Genomic DNA, 22131 nt, shown 5'->3' with positions numbered 1-22131 from the left:
TAAGTGATGAATACAAATCTTTGTCCTAGTTTATTTAAACCTACTACTGCGGTGGATGGAGTTCTTACTCGCATTCGGATTCCCTTTGGCATACTTTCCTATGAGCAAGTTGAAGCGATCGCTCTAACCTCAGACTCTATTCATATTACCAATCGTGCCAATATCCAAATCCGCACCACAGAACCTTTATCCGATTTAGTACTTAAGGATTTTCAGAAACTAGGTTTAGCCGCTCCTAATCCAGACTTAGATCATCTACGGAATATTATGATTAGTCCCACCGCGGGAATTGATACACAGGCTTTATTGGATACTCGTCCGTTAGCGATCGCATGGCAGGAATATATAGATACTCATCCAGAATTAGCTATTCTGTCACCTAAGTTTAGTTTGGGCATAGATGGAGGTGAAGCAGTTTCGATTACTAATCAGCGTAATGATATTTGTTTACAGGCAATTACATATAATCAACAAATCTATTTCTCCTTACACTTAGTGAATTTTTTTACAGGAATTCTGATTAGCCCTGAACATACTTTGGATGTGCTTAAAGTTCTAACAGAAATCTATCGCAATTTTACTCTACAAAAATCATTTCAGAAGTTCGATCAAAAATTACCTCGTTTAAGAGACTTAATTGATGAATGGGGAATAACAGCCTATGTCAATACTTTACAAGAACTTTTGGGCTATGAGTTAGAGAAGTTAGATGAATTACGAGAGAACTTAGAAAATTATTATCAACACTTAGGTATTCATAATCAGAAGCAATCCGAATACTCATATATGGGTATAGTTTTGCCTTTAGGAAGATTAAGCTCCAAACAATTTCGTAGCTTAGGCAAGATATCTAAATCTCTAAGATTAACTCCCTTTCAAAATCTTATTATCCCAAATATTCCAAATGAAAAACTTGATGAAGTCAAAACTCAAATATTAGAACTAGGTTTATCTATTTCTAAAAATCATCCCTATGCTGGAATGGTAGCTTGTTCCGGCATTACTGGCTGTAAATCTTCATTAACAGATACTCAAACTGATGGTAGAGCGATCGCTAGTTATTTAGAAAAATCTATCACTTTAGATCGTCCACTAAGTATTCATCTTACGGGTTGCGAAAAATCCTGCGCTTACCATCAAACCAGCGACATTACTTTATTAGGAATTGATATTGATACCTATGAAGTCTTTGTAGGTGATCGAAATAGAGAATTGGGCAGATATCAAAAATCCGAATTACCTAATTTAATCTCTGAACTTATTGACAACTATCAATTGGATCCCAAGAATGGTGATCGCAGTTTTAAGACATTTGTGAATAGTTCTATGATTGCACAAAACTCGGATTTATTTGATCCTAGAATTAGGAGGCATAAATAATGGTGATGAAATTAGAGAAAGTGGTTCCCTTTGGGCGATCGCTAGATGAATACCTAAGGATGTTTAATCTTAGTAACACTGACTTGCAAAAGAATATATTGGGAGTAGGAGATGGGCCTGCTAGTTTTAATGCTGAAGGTACCAAGCTTGGCTATAGTTTGACTTCTATCGATCCTATTTATCAGTTTAGTGCTACTGAAATTCTTGATCGCTTTTATCAGGTAGTCGATCAAATCATAATTCAAGTTGAGAATACTCCAAATTCTTGGGTTTGGACTTATCATCAATCCCCTCAGATGCTGAAAAAAAGTAGGGTGGATACTGTTCATAAATTTATTGCTGACTATGAATTGGGTAAAAAGGAAGGTAGATATTTAGCAGAAGAGTTACCAAATTTGAAATTTGCTAGTCATACTTATGATTTGGCTCTATGTTCCCATCTCCTATTTTTATACTCCGATCACTTGGATTATCAGTTTCATCTTAATGGAATTCTAGAGATGCTACGAGTCAGTCAAGAGGTACGAATTTTCCCTTTACTTAACCTAAACTTGGAGCGATCGCCCCACTTAGAGGCAATTATCCAATATCTAAATGCTCAAGGATATATCACCAAAATTGAGAATGTAGCCTATGAATTGCAAAAAGGCGGTAATCAAATGTTAGTTATCCATCATCAGGTACTGTCATGATCGACTATATCCGAGATGGGAATGAAATCTATCGTCAATCCTTTGCCACTATTAGATCGGAAGCGAACTTATCTATTCTCCCAACCGATTTAGAAGTGGTCGCAGTGCGCTTAATTCATGCCTGTGGAATGGTAGATATTGTCAAAGATTTAGCATATTCTGAAAATCTAGTTCAAGTTGCTCGAACTGCTCTTAAAAATGGAGCCAAAATTTTATGTGATTCGCAAATGGTAGCTAACGGTATTACCCGCAGTCGGTTACCCGCTAATAATTCCGTAATTTGTACTTTGAATGATCCTGAAGTTGTGGCGATCGCCTCAAAAATTCAAAATACTAGGTCAGCAGCAGCAATAGAATTATGGCGTGATCATATCGAAGGAGCAATTGTAGCGATCGGTAATGCGCCCACAGCCTTATTTTATCTACTGGAATTACTTGATCAAGGCTTTCCCAGACCAGCGGCAATTCTGGGATTTCCCGTGGGCTTTGTCGGAGCGATCGAATCTAAAGCTGCCTTGGCTGAAAATACTATAGGTATTCCGTTTTTGACCATTCATGGACGTAGAGGTGGCAGTGCAATGGCAGTAGCAGCAGTAAATTCTTTAGGGCAGGGGCAGGAACTATGAGCGAGATTAAAGGAACCTTATATGGCGTGGGGATTGGACCTGGCGATCCAGAATTGTTGACCCTAAAGGCACATCGCATCATCACTTCCGTTCCTGTAATTGCTTACCCCACTATGGAAAATGGCAAAGTCCTAGCACGGGCGATCGTGGCTGATTTTATCCGTTCTGACCAGATTGAACTACCTATGCCCTTACCTTTTAGTGTAGAAAGGTCTTCCCAGCCCTATTACGATTTGGCGGCAGAAAATATTGCCCAACACCTAACCGCAGGTAGAGATGTTGCTGTTTTATGTGAAGGTGATCCTATGCTTTACGGCTCATTTATGTATATTTTTAACCGCCTGTCCCATAGTTTTGCAACGGAAGTTATCCCCGGAATTTCTTCGACCTTTGCTAGTGCAGCGATGTTGGGTGCGCCTCTGACCTATCGTAATGATGTCCTTAGTATTATGCCTGCCACTTTGGATGCGGAAATTTTAAGCGATCGCCTAGCTGGATCGGATTCGGCAATTATTATCAAATTAGGTCGTCATTTTGCCAAGGTTAAGCAAGTTCTCATTGATCTAAATCTAATAGATCGGGCTTTATACATTGAAAGAGTTACCATGTCTAATCAAGTAATTAAGGCGATCTCCACCGTTGATCCGACAGCAGTTCCCTACTGGGCAATTATTTTAATTCCCAGCCAAACCAAGCCTAGTTAACGTTAGTTCGGGATAAGGAAAGACTCGTTGCAGTTGAGTATAAGTTAGGACTTACGCAAGAATCATAGAAATAGAAGGATTTATGAGTTGAGATTTTAAGTAATCAGATAAAAGTCCAAACTTGATTTGGTAGATAGTCTTACCTGCTTGAAAAGCCAAACGCTTGAGGTGATTCCACACTAGCATGGCACAAGCAATATGATTACGCTGAATTCTAGACTTACGGCATTGGCAAGCCTCAACACCAGTCAGTTGTTTGAGTTCACGATGAAATTCCTCAATCTTCCACCTTATGGAGCAAATAGCTAGTACTTCAGGGGTGTAGTCTTGAGTTAAGTCGTTGGTCACGACAAATTCTGTCCTGCTTGGAGAAACAGTGACCCAGAATAGGTTCCCCTTCTTATCTTTGGGGAATTTATTGATTTTGACCAATTTTCCCTGCAACAGTTCCTGTTCAGACCAAGTTAACTGGTCAATGCGTTTATATTTTTCCACTCCACCACTATCATCAACTAGGCGATTGGACTTGAGTGGACAGTAATAAATCTTGCCGAAGTTATCAATTTCTGCCATCAGTCGTTGTGTGGCATACCAACTATCCATCAGCACCGTCTGAAATGGTAATTGTTTGATATTGATCAACCCTTTAAGCATATCGGACACATGATCTAATTTACTCTTGCCATCACCATTTGGGTCATAAACCCGATAGTCTACTACCCAAAATTCTTGCCGTTTGACATTTACATACACACAGTTGACCACCCCTATACCTTGCACAATTCCATGTTCGTTGCCACTGTATTGTCTTTTGGCATGGCGTTTATCTAATACTGTGTCGTCAAACAGCACGTACATATACTCGGCTTCATCTGACACAATTGTTGATTTCACATTCTGCCATAGCAATCTCGGTGTTAATCTCTGGGATGCCAAATATCGGTTGATCTTGTCATGGCTATGTCCTTCTATAGAGCCTGTTTCATATCTATTATGAGCAAGATGTATGATGCTTAGAAAATGCTAAATCCATACTCAAGTAGCCTAACAGATAAAGAATGGGAAATTATAGAACCATTGCTCCCAAAGAAAAAGCAAACTAGACCGCCAACTTGGACAAAAAGACAAATTTTAGACGGCATACTCTACCAACTCAAAAACGGTTGTAATTGGCGAGATATGCCCCGAGACTTACCAGTCTATCGATACTACAAGGAGTGGAAAGATACAGGTACATTTACTGCGATTATGGAAGCTTTGCATGCAACAGCCCGTGAACAGTCAAAAAAAATCAAAATGGACAACTTTAATCATCATTGACTCACAAGCAGTGAAAAATACTTGTAATGCAAGTATAGAATCCAAGGGCTTCTGCTCCTACAAAGCAACTAACGGGATCAAAAGACATTTAGCCGTTGACATACTGGGATTTCCTTTCTTTACCTATTTAACAAGAGCAAATGTATCAGATGACCAAGGACTGATTGAGATGTTAACGATTAACATTGATTACTTCAAATCGAAGCCAGATGACATTACGCTAACTACGATATTGCTGGATAGTGATTATCATATCGAAAAATTGACGACTGATTTACAGAAGGTTTATCCTGAGATTATGACTAAGATTAGGTTTGAAATTTCTCCTAAGGTATCAAAGCAAAAGCAGGCAGAAAAAGGTCTGTCTGGGTTTGTAGTTGTGCCGACAAGGTGGGTAATTGGGTTGAAAGATGCAAAATCTTAGTTAAGAACTTTGAGAGAACTCTCGTTAATGCTACAGCTAAACTCAATCTTTGCTTTATTCGCTTGATGCTAAAAAGAATTGCTACTCATGAGATATGAAACAGGCTCTATATGTTCTGCTAAATTCGTGATTGTGTAGTTTATTTGACTACTTAGCAAGTACTGACAATAATCTAGGGTAGTAAACTTTTTTGACATTGCTCTCCCTCAAATCATTCTTCTGCGTAAGTCCTATGTAAATCAGTCGTCAATTTTTCGATATGATAACCACTATCCAGCAATATCGTAGTTAGCGTAATGTCATCTGGCTTCGATTTGAAGTAATCAATGTTAATCGTTAACATTTCAATCAGTCCTTGGTCATCTGATACATTTGCTCTTGTTAAATAGGTAAAGAAAGGAAATCCCAGAGTGTCAACGGCTAAATGTCTTTTGATCCCGTTAGTTGCTTTGTAGGAGCAGAAGCCCTTGGATTCTATACTTGCATTACAAGTATTTTTCACTGCTTGTGAGTCAATGATGATTAAAGTTGTCCATTTTGATTTTTTTTGACTGTTCACGGGCTGTTGCATGTAAAGCTTCCATAATCGCAGTAAATGTACCTGTATCTTTCCACTCCTTGTAGTATCGATACACTGTAGAGAATGGTGGTAAGTCTCGGGGCATATCTCGCCAATTACAACCGTTTTTAAGTTGGTAGAGTATGCCGTCTAAAATTTGTCTTTTTGTCCAAGTTGGTGGTCTAGTTTGCTTTTTCTTTGGGAGCAATGGTTCTATAATTTCCCATTCTTTATCTGTTAGGCTACTTGAGTATGGATTTAGCATTTTCTAAGCATCATACATCTTGCTCATAATAGATATGAAACAGGCTCTATATAGACTTGCCAAACTTGCTGTTGCTTCTCTTCCATCCTCTATCCTTACTCGTTCACTTAATTTCTGATTGATCTCTACCATTAGCCCGATGAATGTCCATCTTCGGAAGTAGAAATATACGGTTAATCATGCGGTAAGTTTTTCCATGTACAGCCATTTTTGAGTATGTAGAAAATACCATTCACGACTTCTCGCTTATCTACAATTACTGGTCTATCTAGCTTTGATGGGGTTAGTAGCATTCCTCCAATTATTTTCCATTCCTGATCTGTTAAATCACTGTCATAGCCTTGGCGCATTTTTTATTACTAATATTTTTTCTTTACTAAGTATATATGCTTTATTAAATGGGTTCTTAATAAATAACACAAGAAAAATATGAACAGTAATATCCAAGGAAAATTTGAGTTGGATGGAAAAGTAGTTGGAAGAATATCTAGAGGGTCGGAATTTCCTCAATCTCCTAGCCACCCGGAGGCAATTGGCACCCTAGTCACAAGTATCTCCTTTGAAGGAATAGTGATTAAAAATAATGAAAAAGTGATCTTTAGAATTACTGAGGTCAATGATCACGGAAATAAGCAAATTGATCAGATGCGAGAACGAGGAATGCAAGTAATATCGATTGGTCAAATTTTTTCAGTTGATGAATTAACTGGATGGGATATTCAACCCGCTTAAATACTCTGAATCAGCTTTCTATAGTAATGCTTAAGTGGTTCTTAGGAGATTAATACTTTCGTTCTTGGGGGGTGAACCGATCGCTATCTACGGCAATCAAACTCATATCTACGGGACGATCGCTAGTATAAACTTGATTATTTCGCATATAGCCAAGAGAATGTTTTAAGAAGTTTTGATCATCTCGTTGCGTATAGTCACTGCGGGAATGCGCTCCACGACTTTCTTTTCTTGCTAATGCACTTGCCATAATAATTTCGCCTACGGTGATTAGACTTTTTAGTTCTAAGGCTGCTGTTAATTCCATATTAAAAACAGGGCTGCGATCGCCTAGGTTTAAATCTTGATTATAAATTCTTTTCAAAGTTTGCAGTTTCCCTAAGCCTGTACTTAGACTTTCGTGATCTCGATAAATACCACAATATTCGGTCATCAGGTCTTGGAGTTGGGTTCTAAGATTAAAAATAGAAGTACTACCATTTTGATTAAGAACTGATTGCAGTCTAAACTCAGCCTGACTTTGGTAAAACTGAGAATTTAATTTAGGTAAAGAGCGATTTTGGACATATTCGCCAATTTTTTCACCAGATCGCTTCCCAAAGACTACACATTCCAAAAGTGAATTTGCTCCCAATCGGTTTGCCCCATGCACAGATACACAGGCACATTCTCCCGCCGCAAAGAAGCCACTAATGGGAACACTATCTCCATCAATCACTTGACAATTAGTATTAGTCGGAATGCCACCCATAGAATAATGCACCGTAGGACGCACAGGTAAAGGAGCTTCTATGCAATCAATTCCCAACATTCTTATCCCTTCCTCACGGGCAAAAGGAATCCGACTCATAATCTTCCGTTTGCCTAAATGCCTAACATCCAAATGCACAAAAGCTCCACCATTAATACCCCTGCCTTCCCTAATCTCTTGGGCAATATTCCGAGAAGTAATGTCACGGGGGGAAAGTTCCATTTTATTTTTGCTGATAGCATAATTTCCCATAAAGCGATCGCCCAGATCATTAATTAAATATGCGCCTTCCCCTCTGACTGCCTCTGAAATTAGAACACCGACTGGATATAAACCCGTAGGATGAAACTGCACAAACTCCATATCTTGTAACGGTAAGCCTGCGATCGCGGTCAAGCATAAACCATCACCCGTAGAAGCGAAGTCGTTGGATGTGGTATTAAAAACTCGACCATAGCCACCTGTAGCAAATAAAACTGCCTTTGCTCTGAATACTTCCACTTCTCCTGTTTCTAGGCAGTAGGCAACTAATCCTTTTACTTCTCCCTCTTCATAGATTAACTGCATTACATACCATTCTTCGTAAACCTTGGTACCATAACGGATTAATCCAGTCACCAATTCGTGCAGAATCGCATGTCCAGTTTTATCCGCAGCATAGCAAACTCGGCGATTACTATGACCACCAAAGGCACGTTGGGCAATGCGTCCATCCTCAAATCTTGAAAACAGAACGCCTTGATGTTCTAAGTCAATAATTACTGCAGGGGCAGACTTGGTTAAAATTTCTACGGCATTTTGATCGGCAAGATAATCCGAACCCTTAACCGTGTCAAAGGCATGACTGAGCCAGTTATCTTCACTATCTAAATTTCCCAATGTGGCTGCCATTCCTCCTTGGGCGGCGACTGAATGGGAACGAATGGGATGTACCTTAGAAATTAAGCCGACACTTAGTTGAGGATAATTTTGGGCGATCGCTACCGCAGCCCTTGAACCCGCTAAACCACCACCTACAATTAAAACATCATGGTCGATCATATTAAACTACTTCTTCAACAATCAGAAACTCTGGATTTTCCACATAGCCCATAAATTGCCCCATTACTGATTGAACGACATCTCCACCCATATCTTCTTGGATAAAACCTTCCAGATCAGAAATTTCAAAGACTTCAATATAATCTACACTTGGAGCTTTTTCACCTATCAATGGACGAATCACTCGATGATTGACAAAAGAACTTACGCGTTTTAGTCCTCGCATACTCGGATAATCAAATTCTCTTTGCCAAGTTTCAAATTGTTCACGGTTCACTTCAGCTTTAAGTTTGTAGGTGAGGATAATTTTAGACATTTTGATTGTAAATTGAGGATTATTGATAAATATGAGTTTAGTGCTAATTAAAAGTTTTAGAAATCAGCATTGAGAGGCGATCGCGGAAACGGAATCACATCCCGAATATTAGCCATACCTGTGATAAATTGCACTAACCTTTCAAAGCCTAAGCCAAAGCCAGAATGGGGCACAGTCCCATAGCGCCGTAAATCTAAATACCACCAATAGTCTTCAGGATTCTGCCCAATCGCTCTAATCTTTGCCTCCAAGACCTCTAGCCGTTCTTCTCTTTGGGAACCGCCAATAATTTCTCCAATCCCAGGAGCTAAAATATCCATTGCCCTTACGGTTTGGCGATCAGGGTTAGAGGTATCATCAAGACGCATATAAAAAGCCTTAATACCTGCGGGGTAATCCATGACAATAACAGGCTTTTGGAAGTGGGTTTCCGCCAAATATCGTTCATGCTCTGATTGCAAATCTAGCCCCCACTGAACAGGAAACTCAAAGGCTTGATTACTATTTATCAGAATATTTACAGCTTCAGTATAGGTAATACGTTCAAACTTTTCTTTAATAATCTTCTCAGCATTGGGCATAACCCGATCGCTAATCCGTTGCTGAAAAAATGCCATATCTTCAGAGCAATGTTCTAAGACATAGTTAAAAATATACTTAAGAAACTCCTCAGCCAAATCAGCATTCCCTTCCAAATCACAAAACGCCATCTCGGGTTCAATCATCCAAAATTCCGCTAGGTGCCGAGAAGTATTAGAGTTTTCTGCCCTAAAGGTGGGGGCAAAGGTATAAACATTAGTAAAAGCCGTTGCCATGACCTCAGCTTCTAGTTGTCCGCTCACCGTTAAAAATGTGGGCTTACCAAAAAAATCTTGGCTATAGTCGATCGCCTTGCCAGAAGTAGCCAGTTTAGGCAAATCCAGCCCTGTTACCGCAAACATTTCTCCTGCCCCTTCACAATCACTATTGGTAATAATTGGGGTATGTACCCAAATAAAACCTCGTTCTTGAAAGAATTTGTGAATGGCATAGGAACAGGCATTTCTGACTCTAAAAACTGCCCCAAAGGTATTCGTCCGCGATCGCAAATGGGCAATTTCCCGTAAAAACTCAAAGGAATGTCGCTTTTTTTGTAAAGGATAGGTTTCTGGATCGGCAGTGCCAAATACTTCGATCGCTTGCGCCTGCATTTCAATTCTTTGTCCTTTACCTAGGGATGCCACCAATACCCCATTTACCCGCAGTGATGCTCCCGTAGTAATTTGCTTAAGTAAAGATTCCTCATAGCGATCGTTTTGGACAACCACTTGCAGACTGGATAAACAAGAGCCATCATTTAATTCCAAAAAAGTTATACCCTTGCTCTCCCGTTTGGTTCTAACCCAGCCCTGAGCGATTACTTGCTGATTAGGTTCGCCATCACGGATTAGGTCATTAATTCTGGGCATACTAAAGTGCTAAGAGATTTGCTAGGGTTTTAGCTATTATCTTATAAAGACAGGCTGCTATGATGGAATTAAGTGCAAATGTCCGATAAAGTCTATAAAAAAATTCGTGAAGCACTGGAAAGTGACCTAGGGGCGATTGTCGAGATTTATAATTCTGCCATTCCCGATCGCACAGCCACAGCAGACCTAGAACCAGTATCCGTATTTAGTCAACGTAGCTGGTTTTTTAGCCATAATTCTGCAACTCATCCCATTTGGGTCATAGAAAATCCCATAGAAGCAGTAGAACCAAAAGATCAAATTTTAGGCTGGGTAAGCTTACAGCCCTTCTATGGTAGAGTTGCCTATCACAAAACCGCCGAGGTGAGTATTTACATTCATCCCAATTATCAAAACCAAGGCTTAGGTAAACTTTTACTGAGCCATACTATTCAAGCTAGTCCTAATCTCGGAATATCAACCCTACTGGGATTTATTTTTGGACATAACCTGCCCAGCCTTAAACTTTTTGCTAATCTCGGCTTCAACCAATGGGGATTTTTACCCAAAGTGGCGGAACTAGATCAAGTAGAGCGAGATTTAGCAATTTTGGGACTGCGTTTGTAAACTGAACATCAACTAAAATTAGAGTCTGCCTAGGTAAAGGATCATTAAGTTCTATTGAAGAGGGGGTAGGTGATAGTGATATGTTTGCTCATAGATAAGAAACAAAGTTTCTATAAACTGGGAGATAAATTTAATGTCAGAAGAAATTCAAGAAGTTCAAGAGACCCCTGCGACCTTTACCCCTGGTAAACCTTCAGGTAAAACCCCGATCTGGGGCGGTAGCACTGGCGGCTTACTCTCTGCTGCTTATTTAGAAGAAAAATACCTGATTACTTGGAATAGCCCCAAAGAACAAGTATTTGAGTTACCTACTGGTGGCGCAGCCATTATGAATCAGGGTGACAATGCTTTATACCTTGCTAAAAAGGAACAGGCACTAGCTCTAGGCACTCAGCTTAGAAAGTTCAAAATCAATAACTATAAAGTTTGGCGTGAATTTCCCAATGGGGATCAAGTATATCTACATCCTAAAGATGGTGTTTTCCCTGAGAAAGTTAATGCTGGGCGTGTAGCTGTAAATAGTGTCAGCCGTAAAATTGGTGATAATCCTAATCCTATCTCCGTTAAATTCACGGGTAAAGCTACCTACGAAGTCTAAAATTAAGTTTGGCATAATCGAATATTGCTTAGGGGTAAGGAAAAATCTTTACCCTTGATTTTTTGTTTGTTAGGTATGAATTTAAAGCCCATGAAGTTGTATTTGAATAGATGTAGTGTAACTTTGCTACTTAGAGGTTATGGAAAGCTATATTAAACTATTAATGCTGTGACTCTGGAGCAAACGATCTAAACTATGGCTCGAAAACCCAAAGCCTCAACTCGTAATGCTGTGGCTCCACCCGATAATTCAAGCAATGAGCTTGATCTTTCTGAACTGCGTGTGCGTTTAAATTTTTTAGAAAAGGAAAATGCCAAACTACTACAGCAGATTGAGAAAAAACGAACAGAGTTAAATAAGCTCACTGATGGCATAAATGAGCTTGGGATCAAGATTAGACAACACACTATCCCCATCATGCAGCAGCTTCTAGAACTAAATGGGCAGATTCATGCCGTATTTACAGAAATTTTTACTGGGAGAAAGTTAGGGAAACAGTCCCGCCAAAATATTGAATCTGTTTACTATAGTCTGCAAGCTAGTGGCTTAATTAGCCCTAAACGTGAACCTAATCACAAAAATATGTTTGAGTTTAACTTTGACTTTCCTGAAGGTGAGCCAGATGAGGAATATAAGCAGCAGAGATCGCAACGGGAAATTAAGCAAGATGCAGAAAAGCTAGACCGAGAAGAGCTAAAAAAAATTCGTCAAACTTACCTGCGCTTGGCAGAGATTTTTCACCCCGATAAATTAACCGATGCTGAGGATAAGGAATACTACACCGAGGTAATGAAGGAAGTTAATCAGGCATACCAAACTGGAGACTTAGCCAAACTTTTAGCGATCGAAAAGCAGCAGGAACTAGGACAGATTATTAATCGCAACAGTACCGATGAACTATCCCGCCAATGTGCCAAGGTGGAAGCTGAAAATGCGTTTTTGAAAAGTCAATTTGAGAATTTGAAGCGGGAACTTCGCACCACTAAAAATACCAATGAAGGGGGCATGGCATCAGAGTATAAAAAGATCACCAAATTAGGTATTGATCCTATTGCCGAGGCTGTGGAAGGAATGGAAGCTCAAGTTAAGATGACGGAAGAAATATATAAGTTTGTTACTGATTTTCGCGATCGCCGTATCACCATTAAAGAATTTTTAAAAGGCCCAGCGACATTGACTCTCCACCATCAAATCTCTGATGAGGAATTATTGGAAATGTTATTTAGCTAAACTAAAATCCCTATGGAATTTGCCCTGCCAACTTTTTTAATTGCTTTACGAGAGGGAGTAGAAGCGGCTTTAGTCGTGGGGATTGTCATGGCATACCTCCAGAAATTAGAGCGTACCTACCTATACATTTGGGTATTTGCTGGGGTTGTGGGCGGAATATTAATTAGTGGTGGTGTGGGCTTGGCTTTTAACTGGCTCCTACAATCCTTTGATACTCCAGAAGTTGCTCCCATATTTAAGCCTTTACTAGAAGGTAGTTTTACCCTAGTGGCGATCGCCATGCTGAGTTGGATGCTAGTGTGGATGACTCAACAGAGTAAATTAATTAAAGGAGAGGTAGAATCTGCTCTCAATCAATCTCTAGGGCAGAGGGGTGAACAATGGGGAATTTTTAGCCTAATTCTATTTGCTGTGTTGCGAGAAGGATTTGAGGTGGTGATTTTCATTACTGCCAAGTTTCAAGAAGGGGCGTTACCAATTTTAGGGGCGATCACAGGTTTAATCAGCAGTGTTTTGATCGGTGTGTGCCTATTTCAGTTTGGGATCAAAATTAATATTGGCAACTTCTTTCGGGTGATGGGGGTACTTCTAATCCTGATTGTATCGGGGCTAGTAATTTCCACCCTAGGACATTTTGATACCGTTTTTCGCTTGCTATCCCAATCAGAGTCCCTATCCCTATGCTGGGCAAGTCCAAACTCTTGTATCCTTGGTGGACTAGTTTGGAACTTGAGTACTGTTCTACCTCAAAGACAGTTTCCAGGGATAGTATTACGGGCGTTATTTGGTTACACTGATCGACTTTATTTGGTTCAGGCGATCGCCTACCTAGGATTTCTAGTTGGTATAGGCACAATTTACTGGCAAATCCTTACAAATACCAGATTATTTTCTATCAAAAATTCATCTAAAAATACATAAAAAAAGGGAGAAATTAATCTCCCAATGTGACTATTTAATCCTTAAATTATTTTGTTCCCCGCTCTTAACTAATACCTAAAACACTAAGATCTCTAATATTCAAATTAGTCATCTAATTACCTAGACTAACTTTAAATATTTTATTCTTTTCATCTTCAGCCTTAGGCAAAGTTAAGCGTAAAATCCCATCTTTATATTCAGCTTGGGTTGCGGTATTTTGCACTCGACTAGGTAAAGGAATGACCCGTTGGAACTTACCATAGCGGAATTCAGAACGAGTTATGCCATTTTCACTAGCAGTACGCTCAAACTTGCGTTCACCATTAATAGAGACAGATTCAGCCGTTACTTGTACATCTAAATCCTTAGCTTCTAAACCGGGAACTTCTAGTTTTAAGTGAATAACGTCAGTATCTTCTTCCAACTCCACTGATGGCACAAAGTTGTTGGAAGCAGCATTTTCAGTGATAGGGGTCAAACCTTCAAATAGACGATTCATTTCCCTTTGCAAAGCATCAATTTCACGCAAGGGCTGCCAACGAATAATAGTCATAGTCTTATCTCCTAAAATCAATATTACTTAACTAAAAACCGAGCGTTTCTAGGTAATTTAGTGATTTCAACTAATACTAACTATTAGCTTTTCACTAGAGTTATCTTAACAATAGCTTCAAGAGATCAAAGTTCGGTTTCTACGATCGCAAAACCCTACTCTTAATTACAGTTGCTACTTTGGGGATTAAAAATTGTGCCGAAGGACTTAAAGCATCTGTTGCCAGAAAAGTTAGCAGGAACAGTAGCACCTAGGATCTGATTTTTAGTAGTACCTACACCGTTTATAAACACGCTAATCGGCAGATTTGCAATTTCCACAGGAATATCAATGTGCTTAGAAAATCCTAGAGATATCTGACCAGAACTCTTGGTAACTGGGATCGGAATTATAGTTCCATTGCCAAAATCCTTATAAATCTGATAGATCACCACCATTTCTGCCACATAGCCCGCTTGGTTGTTAAAGGTAATACTTCTTGGTCCAGGGGTGCCTCCAGTGACAAAGTCCTTAATGCTGCTTGCGACAGTCTGGGCAGATTCCTTGGCAAAATTACGGGTTTGGCTAAGTGGTACTTTATTTGAAATCCCCACATTCCAAGCTGTGCCAGAAAAGTCCAAATAATTTGTGGAACCAGGTACCCCAATATAGGCGATTTCCTTGACTTCAGGCAGAGCTAAGCCCACTGCTGAAATTGCTCCTGCAGTTGCTACTGATACTCCAGCCACTGCTGCTGGACAACCCACACCTGCTGTGCCAACACAGGCAATGGCTCCAAGGACACCAGTTCCTATGCCTACACTTGTGCCAACGGCAATCGTAATTCCTTCATTCAGAAATCCTTGTCCAATGATCCTCACAACTGCTGCCCGATTTGCGGCATCTGTACAGGAAGTTTGCCCTAAGGCAATTTTTTCAGTCCTAAATGGAGTGCCGGGTGTGGAGTATTTACTATAATCATCAGCATCACCGCCATTAAAAACAATTAAGCCGGGGTTGTACCACTGTACAGTCAAAGCATAGCCGCCTCGATTGTAGATACATTGTTTACCTGGAACGATCGCAGTTATGGCTTCTCCACCAGTTTGGGCACAGTCACTGATGGCTTTACTCCAATTGTTATGGGACAGAATGCCAGCTTCAAAGCAGGAAATGCGCTTTGCTCTTTGCACAACACCTTTACATAAATTACGGGCATTATCTTCACCCCAAGTTCTTGTTCCTTTTTGATTCCATGCCACTTTGCCTTGAACATCGTTGTAACAGGCTATCTCTTCGGGGGTTTCTGCTTGGGCAGCAAGGGGTAATACCTGAGATAAAAGGATTGATCCATATAAAAATAGTCTGTGCAGATGGGATGGATTTAGCATAGGATTCTGGTTAAATATTTTTTCAATGAGTTTACAAAAACTTTGCAAAAACATAGGTTCGCTAAAACTGTAACACTACCCGTAAGATGAATATCTAAGTTTTGTTTTAGAAGATTTGTAGAGTAGTACTAACTACATCTGGGCAAGTATCTGTAAACTAATAGTTATACTTTGACCGGTTTTATTTAATTTTACGAGTATTAAATTTTATGAGTGTAGTTAGTCAAGTTTTACTCAAAGCCGACGATGAACTCCGCTATCCTACTATAGACGAGCTTCAAGATATTAAAACTTTTTTGCAGACGGGTGGGCAACGGATTCGGATTGCTTCAACTTTGGCAGAAAATGAAAGCAAAATTGTTAAAAAAGCTAGTGCTGAGTTGTGGAAGATTCATCCCGACTATATTGCCCCTGGCGGTAATGCCTATGGACAAAGACAGCGTGCTCAATGTCTGCGTGACTATGGTTGGTATGTGCGTCTGATTAGCTATGGGATTTTGGCGGGAGATAAAGACCCCATCGAATCGATCGGTATTATTGGCGTGCGGGAAATGTATAACTCCTTGGGTGTGCCTGTAAATGGGATGGCTGACTCGGTGCGGTGCCTGAAAACAGCTTCCCTTGAGCTATTGTCCGAAGAAGATGCTGACCTCGCCGAACCGTACTTTGATTATGTGATTCAAGCGATGTCTTAACTTTTGGCAATTCAAATTGGTAATTAAAATCCAAATCAAATATTTTAACTAGGGAGTGGCTATGGCTCCCTTTTTTGGTAATTTATTGGATTCTAGTGAACTTTTTCCCTAACTCACATAGTCTATAATCAGTCCAGAATTTACGATCACGCAAATAACCTATGTGGAATCTAGTGGGAGCGATCGCTCTTTTATCTAAAGTGCAAGTATCTCAGCTCGAGCAGCAAGCGGTCAGAATTCCGATTTCCCTACTTTCGTCGCTTACTAGTCCCATAGTTTTAGCCTCGGCATCATCAACCTCAGACCCCGATGCTGATCTGGCGGTTAAGTCTTTACTCCTCAACTTAAAAAAAGAAGGTTATAACGCCGATAGTCAGGGGATATGGATGCAAACCAGCAATGGCACCATTCTTGCTGACCATAACGGGACAAAACCAATTTCTGCGGCTTCTTTAACTAAAATTGCCACTACGCTGACGGCTCTGGATACTTGGGGTAGTAACTATCAGTTTATAACTAAGGTCTCGACAACGGGCAGAATCGTGGGTAATACTCTGCAAGGAGATTTAATTATTCAGGGTAGTACTGATCCTTTATTTGTGTGGGAAGATGCGATCGCCATAGGTAATGCTATTAATCGTCTAGGTATCTATCGAGTCCAAGGTAACTTGATCGTAACTAAAGGGTTCTATATGAACTTTGAAACCGATCCCAAATTAAGTACGACTTTTTTACGACAAGCCATTAATTCTCAGCAATGGACGGCAGCAATTCAAAGAACATACCAGTCCATGACTCCCCAAATATCCCCCCCACAGGTGCTGATTCTAGGTAAGTCTCTCTACACTAGTGCTTATCCTACGGCAACAACTCCCTTACTTGAACATTCCTCTTTACCGCTGTGGCAGATACTCAAGCGCATGAATATCTTTAGTAATAATGATATGGCGGAAATATTGGCAAGTTCCCTTGGTGGTGGCAAGGTGATCGCTCAAAAGGTTACTAATATTACGGGATTATCGGGAGAGGTTAGATTAATTAATGGCTCTGGATTAGGGCAGCAAAATCAAATTTCCCCTAGAGCTACAGTAGCAATGCTAATCGCCATTCAAAATTTGGCTCAGGCTCAGGGTTTATCTTTAGCAGACCTATTCGCTTCAACTGAATGTCGGTGCGGCACCATTAGAAATCGTAATTTACCCCTTGGGGCGATCGTGAAAACGGGAACCCTCTCTGATGTTAGTGCCTTAGGAGGAGTATTTCAAACCCGCGATCGCGGTACTATTTGGTTTGCTATTCTCAACCGTGGAGCGGGCGATATAGATATTTTTCACCGTGGACAAGATCAGGTTTTATTGACACTTACCCAAAAATGGGGGCAGGGAATTGCCTCTAATTTTCCGAATTTTCCTAGTTTTAAGCCCATTCCTTGGCAAGAGCGTAATCGTAGCGAAGTCATCCTGCCGTTGCTTGAGCTTAATCCTCAATAACCCCCTCCGTAATGCCGTCTTACCGCAGTTTTTGACCCCGGGATAACCAAGGTGGAAGCTGGGCATTTAGCTAGCTTAAAGTTTCCAGATACAAGTCTGGTTTACTGCCACTAACCTGAGGGTGCTTCCTTAAAAACGCTTATAGATCAAAGAACGTTTTTGGCAGTCACGCACATCACAGAGGATTGAACTTATTATAACTTCGATATTTTAATCTTTAGCTAATATCTTTCTACAGGAATTACACATTGACAGAATAGCAAAGATATGGTGATTGTAAATTAAGCGTTTATCTGGTGGTCTTGGAGTGAGAGAACAGACAAAGCCCTCAACAGCAAAGTGTAATTGCCACCTCTACACTTTATATTTGCCTACAGAACCAAAGTCTTAGCCAAGATCATGAGCGATTGATTTGAGTCATGACAGCGTAAACCATTTTTTATTGCTCGAGAATCATACACCTAAAGACTTGTTTATCGAGGGATTTTTTATATCTGTCATTCGTCAATTTATCTTAGAAAATCTCTCACAACCTGCGCCAACCTGAATCCATACATCGCCATTTTTGTCAATGTGTAAGTCCTAATATAGTCTGAACTTTCAATTAATGGTAGTCATATAATTGTGATGAGATGTCTCATAATACTCATAAACAAGAATTAAATTCCTTATTAACTCTTTGCTTTCAGTCTTGTAATAAAGTAAAGTCTATTAAGTGTTAAGGTATAGTCTTTCTATTTCTTCATCTGTGAAGGTTAAACCTAAATTTTTTCCCTTTGGCAAGATAAAGTCTACTACTCGCTAGAATATAGCACTTCTAGTAATGCGTATAGCTCTTTATTTCGACGTTTTGATTCAGCAATTGAATAACAAGCCCAGCCACAAAATGCCTAAACCATCACCATTATTATTTCTATTGCAGGTTCCCTTTCAAGTCATATAAAGGACTCAGATATTTTTTCGTGATACTCATAGTCTTTACTTAACCTCCGACATTTACCTAACCATGCGAAGGTTCACGCTTCAATTCTGGTATAAGCTCTTTCTGGTTATCTGAACTTTTACTCGCCTCCCAGATCCAATTAAACTTATCCTTACCCCAATCAGTCATCTCTGCCCCAGAATATCCTTTATCTACCAGTATCTTTTTTATCCTTGATAGTAGAAGTTTTGCACCTGCTCTTTCCCCGCAGCAGTATGTACAAATACGCCTATCAATAATTCCAAGGTGTCTATGATGATGTATCACTTTCTGCCCTTTATCTTTTTCCCGCCATCAAAACCTCAACTTCCTGAACTTTCAGTTGTCTTTACTGTTTGACTATCAAGACTTGATAAACTTGGTGTTGCTTCTCTCCCGTTCTCTACCCTTATTTGTTCTCTTAATTTTCAATTGATTTTTGTGATTAACCCAATGATTGTCCATCTTCGGAAGTAAAAATATACTTTTGAGTATGGTGGGGATAAGTTTTGCCATGTACAGCCTATTTACCATTGCATATTAACAGTTGCTGGTCTCCCTAGCTTGAATGCTTTTGGCAACATTGGCACAATTATTTCCCATTCTTGATCTGTTAAGTCACTATCGTAAGGTTGGCGCATTTTTTTATTGGTAATATTCTCCCTGTGTCAAGTATAAATACTTCCTTAAATAGATTCTAAAGATGGGAACATAGATGGCTAAAGGCAATTACCAAGGGGAAAGTTCATTTTTTCTCTTTGGGTTAAATACAGTTTGGCAACTTGACGAGCTAAATTACGAATACGGGCAATATATCTTACTCGTTCAGTTACGGAAACCACACCCCTAGCATCGAGTAAATTAAAAGTATGAGAACACTTAAGCACATAATCAAAGGCGGGTAAAACCAAATCATCAGAAATTAAGTTACCTGCTTCCTGTTCGTAGGAATTGAATAAAGCTAGGAGTAGGCTTGAGTCATTATTTTTTTTACCAAAGTTATAGTAGCTATGCTCTACTTCTCCTTGATGATGCACTTGTCCATACTTTACTTTGCCCAAGGCTGGATGCTCTTGCCATGTAATATCAAATACCGAATTAACACCTTGTAGATACATGACTAGCCTTTCTAGTCCGTAGGTAATTTCCACCGCAACTGGGCGGCAATCAAGCCCACCTACTTGCTGAAAATAAGTAAACTGAGTAACTTCCATACCATCGAGCCAGACTTCCCATCCTACGCCCCATGCACCTAAAGTTGGAGACTCCCAGTCATCTTCAACAAAACGAACGTCGTGATCAGCAGGGTTAACACCAATAAATTTAAGACTCTCTAAATACTGCTCTAAAATATCATTGGGTGAGGGCTTAATCAGTACCTGAAATTGATAATAATGCTGAAGACGGTTGGGATTCTCACCGTATCTACCATCCGTAGGACGACGGCAAGGCTCGACGTATGCTACACGCCAAGGCTCGGGACCGATCGCCCGCAAAAAAGTATGAGGACTCATAGTACCTGCTCCTTTTTCGGTATCGTAGGGCTGGGCAATTAAACAACCGCGATCGCCCCAAAAGGATTGTAAAGCTAGAATTACTGACTGAAAGTCCACAGAAGTTATAAATTGGAAAGTTATTTTGGAAAGTTATAGCTTTGAAAGCTCGAATTTTATAAGCTTTCTATTTATACCAAATTTAAATACCAATATTTAATGGCGATTTAATAGTCTAAATATTATTTAGTTCCTAGTCCTAAGAGCTAGTTCTGAGGAAAGTTGAATATCTGATGAAACAATAAGCTCAGCAATCCAGTGTATTTTCTAACTCCCAAGGGGTAATGCGATCGCCATAATCACTCCATTCGCGGTACTTTAGCTTTAAATAGGATTTGACAAAATCTGCGCCCAAACTTGTGGGCAAAATTGCGTTAGTTTCTAAACACCGCAGGGCATCCAGTAAATTGCTAGGTAATTGCTTTAATGTACCTACGGGTAGGGGATCGGTATAAGCATTGTGATCGTAACGTTTTCCCGGTGAGCGTTGATGCTTAATGCCATCAAGACCACTGGCAATTAATGCGGCGGGTAAAAGATAGGGGTTTGCTGCCCCATCAGGTAATCGGAACTCAAACCGTCCTGCTTCGGGAATACGGATCGTGTGGGTACGGTTGTTGCCCGTATAGCTAATGGTATTTGGCGACCATGTGGCTCCTGAAGTCGTAACTGGGGCATTAATACGCTTGTAAGAGTTAACGGTAGGATTTGTAATTGCACAGATTGCCTCGGCTGAGTGGAGAACTCCTGCAATAAACTGGTAAGCGATCTCTGATAATCCTAATTCTCCTTGGGGATCATGGAAAAGATTTTGGTCTCCATCTAGACTCCATGCAGACAAATGGGTATGGCAGCCGTTGCCAGTTAAGTGAGCAAAGGGCTTGGGCATAAAGGTGGCACGGAAACCATGTTTTTCGGCGATCGCTTTTACCATGTATTTAAAGAAAGCATGGCGATCAGCAGTGATTAGAGCATCGGCATAGCTCCAGTTCATCTCAAACTGTCCATTGGCATCTTCGTGATCATTTTGATAGGCTCCCCAGCCCAAAGTCAGCATAGCATCGCAGATTTCCGCAATAATGTCATAGCGGCGCATTAATGCCTGTTGGTCATAGCAAGGTTTACTGGCGCGATCGCGGGGATCGGAAATTTGATCACCGTTGGCAGATAACAGAAAATACTCACACTCCACACCCGTTTTGATGCGATAGCCCATAGCCTTGGCTTCCCCCAACACACGTTTTAAGACTAGGCGGGGAGCTTGATCAACGGGTAGCCCATTCATATACAAATCCGCAGGCAGCCACGCAACTTCAGGTTGCCAAGGTAACTGGAAAAGACTTTTGGGATCGGGAATAGCAAACAGATCGGCATCAGCAGGGGTCATGTCCAACCATGTGGCAAAACCAGCAAATCCTGCACCATTAGCTGCCATATCATCAATTGCTGCCGTTGGGACGAGTTTAGACCTTTGGATGCCAAATAAATCTGTAAAAGATATGAGAAAATACCGAATTCCTTTGGCTTGAGCTATGGTGCTGAGGCTGGTCATATTTATTTACCTAAGTTTACCTAAGCAGTCTGAATAAAGATTTCTATAGAGTAAAAATGTAGCTCAAATAAACTACCAAATAATTTTTCTGATCTTTGATTCATTTAATACTGTCAAAAAAGTACATCTGTGATTTGTGGTGTAGTTTCTAGTGAGTGCGATCGCCTGAACAATAATGGCGCTTAATTTAATCTCAAGATTAATCGCAAAATAAATTCGGGGATTTGAACCTAATTCTTAACTGATTTAGTATTGCTGTATACTAAATTAATTTTGCTGTAAAGTTAGCCCCTATAATTAACATCTCAAAACATAATTGACATTGAATTAACGCAACTACCAGC

Annotated in this window: 23 protein-coding genes, 1 other RNA gene and 3 pseudogenes; 14 read left to right on the top strand and 13 right to left on the bottom strand. The window is 40.1% G+C overall.

What is annotated here, in order from left to right; all coding sequences use genetic code 11:
- Positions 1-6 precede the first annotated feature (6 nt).
- The 4 genes from cobG to cobI are packed head-to-tail and all read left to right on the top strand — an operon-like array spanning position 7 to position 3402.
- Entirely contained in the window at positions 7-1380 is a 1374-nt protein-coding gene (gene cobG / locus SYN7502_RS10420; protein ID WP_015168789.1) for a precorrin-3B synthase, read from the top strand.
- A gap of 5 nt (positions 1381-1385) precedes the next feature.
- On the top strand, positions 1386-2072 hold the full coding sequence (locus SYN7502_RS10415; protein ID WP_246828905.1) for an SAM-dependent methyltransferase: 687 nt from the start codon (positions 1386-1388) through the stop codon (positions 2070-2072).
- Complete coding sequence (locus tag SYN7502_RS10410; protein ID WP_015168787.1) at positions 2069-2698, top strand: precorrin-8X methylmutase; 630 nt, start codon at positions 2069-2071, stop codon at positions 2696-2698. The genes SYN7502_RS10415 and SYN7502_RS10410 overlap by 4 nt, the downstream gene beginning before the upstream one ends.
- On the top strand, positions 2695-3402 hold the full coding sequence (gene cobI / locus SYN7502_RS10405; protein ID WP_015168786.1) for a precorrin-2 C(20)-methyltransferase: 708 nt from the start codon (positions 2695-2697) through the stop codon (positions 3400-3402). The genes SYN7502_RS10410 and cobI overlap by 4 nt, the downstream gene beginning before the upstream one ends.
- A 51-nt stretch (positions 3403-3453) precedes the next feature.
- Here cobI and SYN7502_RS10400 read toward each other — a convergent pair.
- A pseudogene (locus SYN7502_RS10400) lies at positions 3454-4374 on the bottom strand (IS701 family transposase); the annotation flags it as partial.
- Positions 4375-4422: 48 nt separating this feature from the next.
- Between SYN7502_RS10400 and SYN7502_RS18900 the strand changes: the two are divergent.
- Both SYN7502_RS18900 and SYN7502_RS10390 read left to right on the top strand, forming a co-directional pair.
- Positions 4423-4722: a transposase gene (locus SYN7502_RS18900; protein WP_041429369.1), complete on the top strand. Its 300-nt coding sequence runs from the start codon at positions 4423-4425 to the stop codon at positions 4720-4722.
- Positions 4676-5146, top strand: coding sequence for a transposase (locus tag SYN7502_RS10390; protein WP_371257760.1), 471 nt, complete (start codon positions 4676-4678; stop codon positions 5144-5146). Before SYN7502_RS18900 ends, SYN7502_RS10390 begins: the two co-directional genes overlap by 47 nt.
- 92 nt (positions 5147-5238) lie before the next feature.
- Here SYN7502_RS10390 and SYN7502_RS21545 read toward each other — a convergent pair.
- The 4 genes and pseudogenes from SYN7502_RS21545 to SYN7502_RS18895 all read right to left on the bottom strand — a co-directional run.
- Positions 5239-5343: pseudogene (locus SYN7502_RS21545) on the bottom strand (IS701 family transposase); the annotation flags it as partial.
- A 14-nt stretch (positions 5344-5357) separates the two neighbouring features.
- A complete protein-coding gene (locus SYN7502_RS10385; protein WP_371257759.1) occupies positions 5358-5705 on the bottom strand; it encodes a transposase in 348 nt (115 codons plus the stop codon).
- Positions 5659-5970 (bottom strand): transposase, encoded by a 312-nt coding sequence (locus SYN7502_RS10380; protein WP_015168729.1) that lies wholly within the window; start codon positions 5968-5970, stop codon positions 5659-5661. The genes SYN7502_RS10385 and SYN7502_RS10380 overlap by 47 nt, the downstream gene beginning before the upstream one ends.
- A gap of 173 nt (positions 5971-6143) precedes the next feature.
- A complete protein-coding gene (locus SYN7502_RS18895) occupies positions 6144-6320 on the bottom strand; it encodes a transposase (protein ID WP_015168784.1) in 177 nt (58 codons plus the stop codon).
- A gap of 79 nt (positions 6321-6399) precedes the next feature.
- Here SYN7502_RS18895 and SYN7502_RS10370 point away from each other — a divergent pair, with 79 nt between their 5' ends.
- Positions 6400-6702 carry a hypothetical protein gene (locus tag SYN7502_RS10370; protein WP_015168783.1) on the top strand — a complete coding sequence of 101 codons (303 nt, stop codon included), beginning with the start codon at positions 6400-6402 and terminating at the stop codon, positions 6700-6702.
- A gap of 49 nt (positions 6703-6751) precedes the next feature.
- Here the strand turns inward: SYN7502_RS10370 and SYN7502_RS10365 are convergent, their stop codons facing one another.
- The 3 genes from SYN7502_RS10365 to asnS are packed head-to-tail and all read right to left on the bottom strand — an operon-like array spanning position 6752 to position 10258.
- Complete coding sequence (locus tag SYN7502_RS10365) at positions 6752-8494, bottom strand: succinate dehydrogenase/fumarate reductase flavoprotein subunit (protein ID WP_015168782.1); 1743 nt, start codon at positions 8492-8494, stop codon at positions 6752-6754.
- A gap of 1 nt (position 8495) precedes the next feature.
- A complete protein-coding gene (locus tag SYN7502_RS10360) occupies positions 8496-8810 on the bottom strand; it encodes an REDY-like protein HapK (RefSeq protein ID WP_015168781.1) in 315 nt (104 codons plus the stop codon).
- 56 nt (positions 8811-8866) lie between these two features.
- Positions 8867-10258 carry an asparagine--tRNA ligase gene (gene asnS / locus SYN7502_RS10355; protein WP_015168780.1) on the bottom strand — a complete coding sequence of 464 codons (1392 nt, stop codon included), beginning with the start codon at positions 10256-10258 and terminating at the stop codon, positions 8867-8869.
- A gap of 78 nt (positions 10259-10336) precedes the next feature.
- Here asnS and SYN7502_RS10350 point away from each other — a divergent pair, with 78 nt between their 5' ends.
- The 4 genes from SYN7502_RS10350 to SYN7502_RS10335 all read left to right on the top strand — a co-directional run bounded on the left by SYN7502_RS10350 (position 10337) and on the right by SYN7502_RS10335 (position 13613).
- Positions 10337-10864, top strand: coding sequence for a GNAT family N-acetyltransferase (locus tag SYN7502_RS10350; RefSeq protein ID WP_015168779.1), 528 nt, complete (start codon positions 10337-10339; stop codon positions 10862-10864).
- A 133-nt stretch (positions 10865-10997) separates the two neighbouring features.
- On the top strand, positions 10998-11462 hold the full coding sequence (locus tag SYN7502_RS10345; protein WP_015168778.1) for a photosystem I reaction center subunit II PsaD: 465 nt from the start codon (positions 10998-11000) through the stop codon (positions 11460-11462).
- A 195-nt stretch (positions 11463-11657) separates the two neighbouring features.
- The gene (locus SYN7502_RS10340) at positions 11658-12692 is read left to right on the top strand and encodes a J domain-containing protein (RefSeq protein WP_015168777.1); all 1035 of its coding nucleotides are present in this window, start codon (positions 11658-11660) and stop codon (positions 12690-12692) included.
- 12 nt (positions 12693-12704) lie between these two features.
- Positions 12705-13613: an FTR1 family iron permease gene (locus tag SYN7502_RS10335; protein WP_015168776.1), complete on the top strand. Its 909-nt coding sequence runs from the start codon at positions 12705-12707 to the stop codon at positions 13611-13613.
- Between the two features lie 112 nt (positions 13614-13725).
- Here SYN7502_RS10335 and SYN7502_RS10330 read toward each other — a convergent pair whose 3' ends face one another.
- On the bottom strand, positions 13726-14166 hold the full coding sequence (locus SYN7502_RS10330; RefSeq protein WP_015168775.1) for an Hsp20/alpha crystallin family protein: 441 nt from the start codon (positions 14164-14166) through the stop codon (positions 13726-13728).
- Positions 14167-14327: 161 nt separating this feature from the next.
- Positions 14328-15536, bottom strand: coding sequence for a hypothetical protein (locus tag SYN7502_RS20205; protein WP_015168774.1), 1209 nt, complete (start codon positions 15534-15536; stop codon positions 14328-14330).
- Positions 15537-15745: 209 nt separating this feature from the next.
- Between SYN7502_RS20205 and SYN7502_RS10320 the strand changes: the two genes are divergently transcribed.
- Together SYN7502_RS10320 and SYN7502_RS10315 are read left to right on the top strand one after the other, a co-directional pair.
- Positions 15746-16231, top strand: a complete 486-nt coding sequence (locus tag SYN7502_RS10320; protein WP_015168773.1) for an allophycocyanin subunit alpha-B — start codon at positions 15746-15748, stop codon at positions 16229-16231.
- A 161-nt stretch (positions 16232-16392) separates the two neighbouring features.
- A complete protein-coding gene (locus tag SYN7502_RS10315) occupies positions 16393-17721 on the top strand; it encodes a D-alanyl-D-alanine carboxypeptidase (RefSeq protein WP_015168772.1) in 1329 nt (442 codons plus the stop codon).
- On the opposite strand, the gene ssrS is transcribed toward SYN7502_RS10315, so the two are convergent.
- A non-coding RNA gene (gene ssrS / locus SYN7502_RS18610) (6S RNA) lies at positions 17721-17908 on the bottom strand. The genes SYN7502_RS10315 and ssrS overlap by 1 nt on opposite strands.
- A gap of 120 nt (positions 17909-18028) precedes the next feature.
- Here ssrS and SYN7502_RS20985 point away from each other — a divergent pair.
- Positions 18029-18202 (top strand): annotated as a pseudogene (locus SYN7502_RS20985) (IS701 family transposase); the annotation flags it as partial.
- Between the two features lie 1199 nt (positions 18203-19401).
- Here SYN7502_RS20985 and glyQ read toward each other — a convergent pair.
- Both glyQ and glnT read right to left on the bottom strand, forming a co-directional pair.
- A complete protein-coding gene (glyQ, locus tag SYN7502_RS10305) occupies positions 19402-20295 on the bottom strand; it encodes a glycine--tRNA ligase subunit alpha (RefSeq protein ID WP_015168771.1) in 894 nt (297 codons plus the stop codon).
- Between the two features lie 187 nt (positions 20296-20482).
- Complete coding sequence (gene glnT, locus SYN7502_RS10300) at positions 20483-21787, bottom strand: type III glutamate--ammonia ligase (RefSeq protein WP_015168770.1); 1305 nt, start codon at positions 21785-21787, stop codon at positions 20483-20485.
- Positions 21788-22131 lie beyond the last annotated feature (344 nt).

It is taken from the genome of Synechococcus sp. PCC 7502, assembly GCF_000317085.1.
GTDB lineage: Bacteria > Cyanobacteriota > Cyanobacteriia > Pseudanabaenales > Pseudanabaenaceae > PCC-7502.
This window is presented reverse-complemented; position numbering and strand designations above follow the sequence as displayed.

Excerpts from the sequence above, each read along its gene's own strand:
- SYN7502_RS10360 (WP_015168781.1), bottom strand. The coding sequence starts at position 8,810 with ATGTCTAAAATTATCCTCACCTACAAACTTAAAGCTGAAGTGAACCGT.
- SYN7502_RS10320 (WP_015168773.1), top strand. The coding sequence starts at position 15,746 with ATGAGTGTAGTTAGTCAAGTTTTACTCAAAGCCGACGATGAACTCCGC.
- cobG (WP_015168789.1), top strand. The coding sequence starts at position 7 with ATGAATACAAATCTTTGTCCTAGTTTATTTAAACCTACTACTGCGGTG.
- SYN7502_RS10380 (WP_015168729.1), bottom strand. The coding sequence starts at position 5,970 with ATGCTAAATCCATACTCAAGTAGCCTAACAGATAAAGAATGGGAAATT.
- SYN7502_RS10370 (WP_015168783.1), top strand. The coding sequence starts at position 6,400 with ATGAACAGTAATATCCAAGGAAAATTTGAGTTGGATGGAAAAGTAGTT.
- SYN7502_RS20205 (WP_015168774.1), bottom strand. The coding sequence starts at position 15,536 with ATGCTAAATCCATCCCATCTGCACAGACTATTTTTATATGGATCAATC.
- SYN7502_RS10365 (WP_015168782.1), bottom strand. The coding sequence starts at position 8,494 with ATGATCGACCATGATGTTTTAATTGTAGGTGGTGGTTTAGCGGGTTCA.
- cobI (WP_015168786.1), top strand. The coding sequence starts at position 2,695 with ATGAGCGAGATTAAAGGAACCTTATATGGCGTGGGGATTGGACCTGGC.
- SYN7502_RS10330 (WP_015168775.1), bottom strand. The coding sequence starts at position 14,166 with ATGACTATTATTCGTTGGCAGCCCTTGCGTGAAATTGATGCTTTGCAA.
- SYN7502_RS10345 (WP_015168778.1), top strand. The coding sequence starts at position 10,998 with ATGTCAGAAGAAATTCAAGAAGTTCAAGAGACCCCTGCGACCTTTACC.
- asnS (WP_015168780.1), bottom strand. The coding sequence starts at position 10,258 with ATGCCCAGAATTAATGACCTAATCCGTGATGGCGAACCTAATCAGCAA.
- SYN7502_RS18895 (WP_015168784.1), bottom strand. The coding sequence starts at position 6,320 with ATGCGCCAAGGCTATGACAGTGATTTAACAGATCAGGAATGGAAAATA.
- SYN7502_RS10415 (WP_246828905.1), top strand. The coding sequence starts at position 1,386 with ATGAAATTAGAGAAAGTGGTTCCCTTTGGGCGATCGCTAGATGAATAC.
- SYN7502_RS10340 (WP_015168777.1), top strand. The coding sequence starts at position 11,658 with ATGGCTCGAAAACCCAAAGCCTCAACTCGTAATGCTGTGGCTCCACCC.
- SYN7502_RS10350 (WP_015168779.1), top strand. The coding sequence starts at position 10,337 with ATGTCCGATAAAGTCTATAAAAAAATTCGTGAAGCACTGGAAAGTGAC.
- glnT (WP_015168770.1), bottom strand. The coding sequence starts at position 21,787 with ATGACCAGCCTCAGCACCATAGCTCAAGCCAAAGGAATTCGGTATTTT.
- SYN7502_RS10315 (WP_015168772.1), top strand. The coding sequence starts at position 16,393 with ATGTGGAATCTAGTGGGAGCGATCGCTCTTTTATCTAAAGTGCAAGTA.
- SYN7502_RS18900 (WP_041429369.1), top strand. The coding sequence starts at position 4,423 with ATGCTAAATCCATACTCAAGTAGCCTAACAGATAAAGAATGGGAAATT.
- SYN7502_RS10335 (WP_015168776.1), top strand. The coding sequence starts at position 12,705 with ATGGAATTTGCCCTGCCAACTTTTTTAATTGCTTTACGAGAGGGAGTA.
- SYN7502_RS10410 (WP_015168787.1), top strand. The coding sequence starts at position 2,069 with ATGATCGACTATATCCGAGATGGGAATGAAATCTATCGTCAATCCTTT.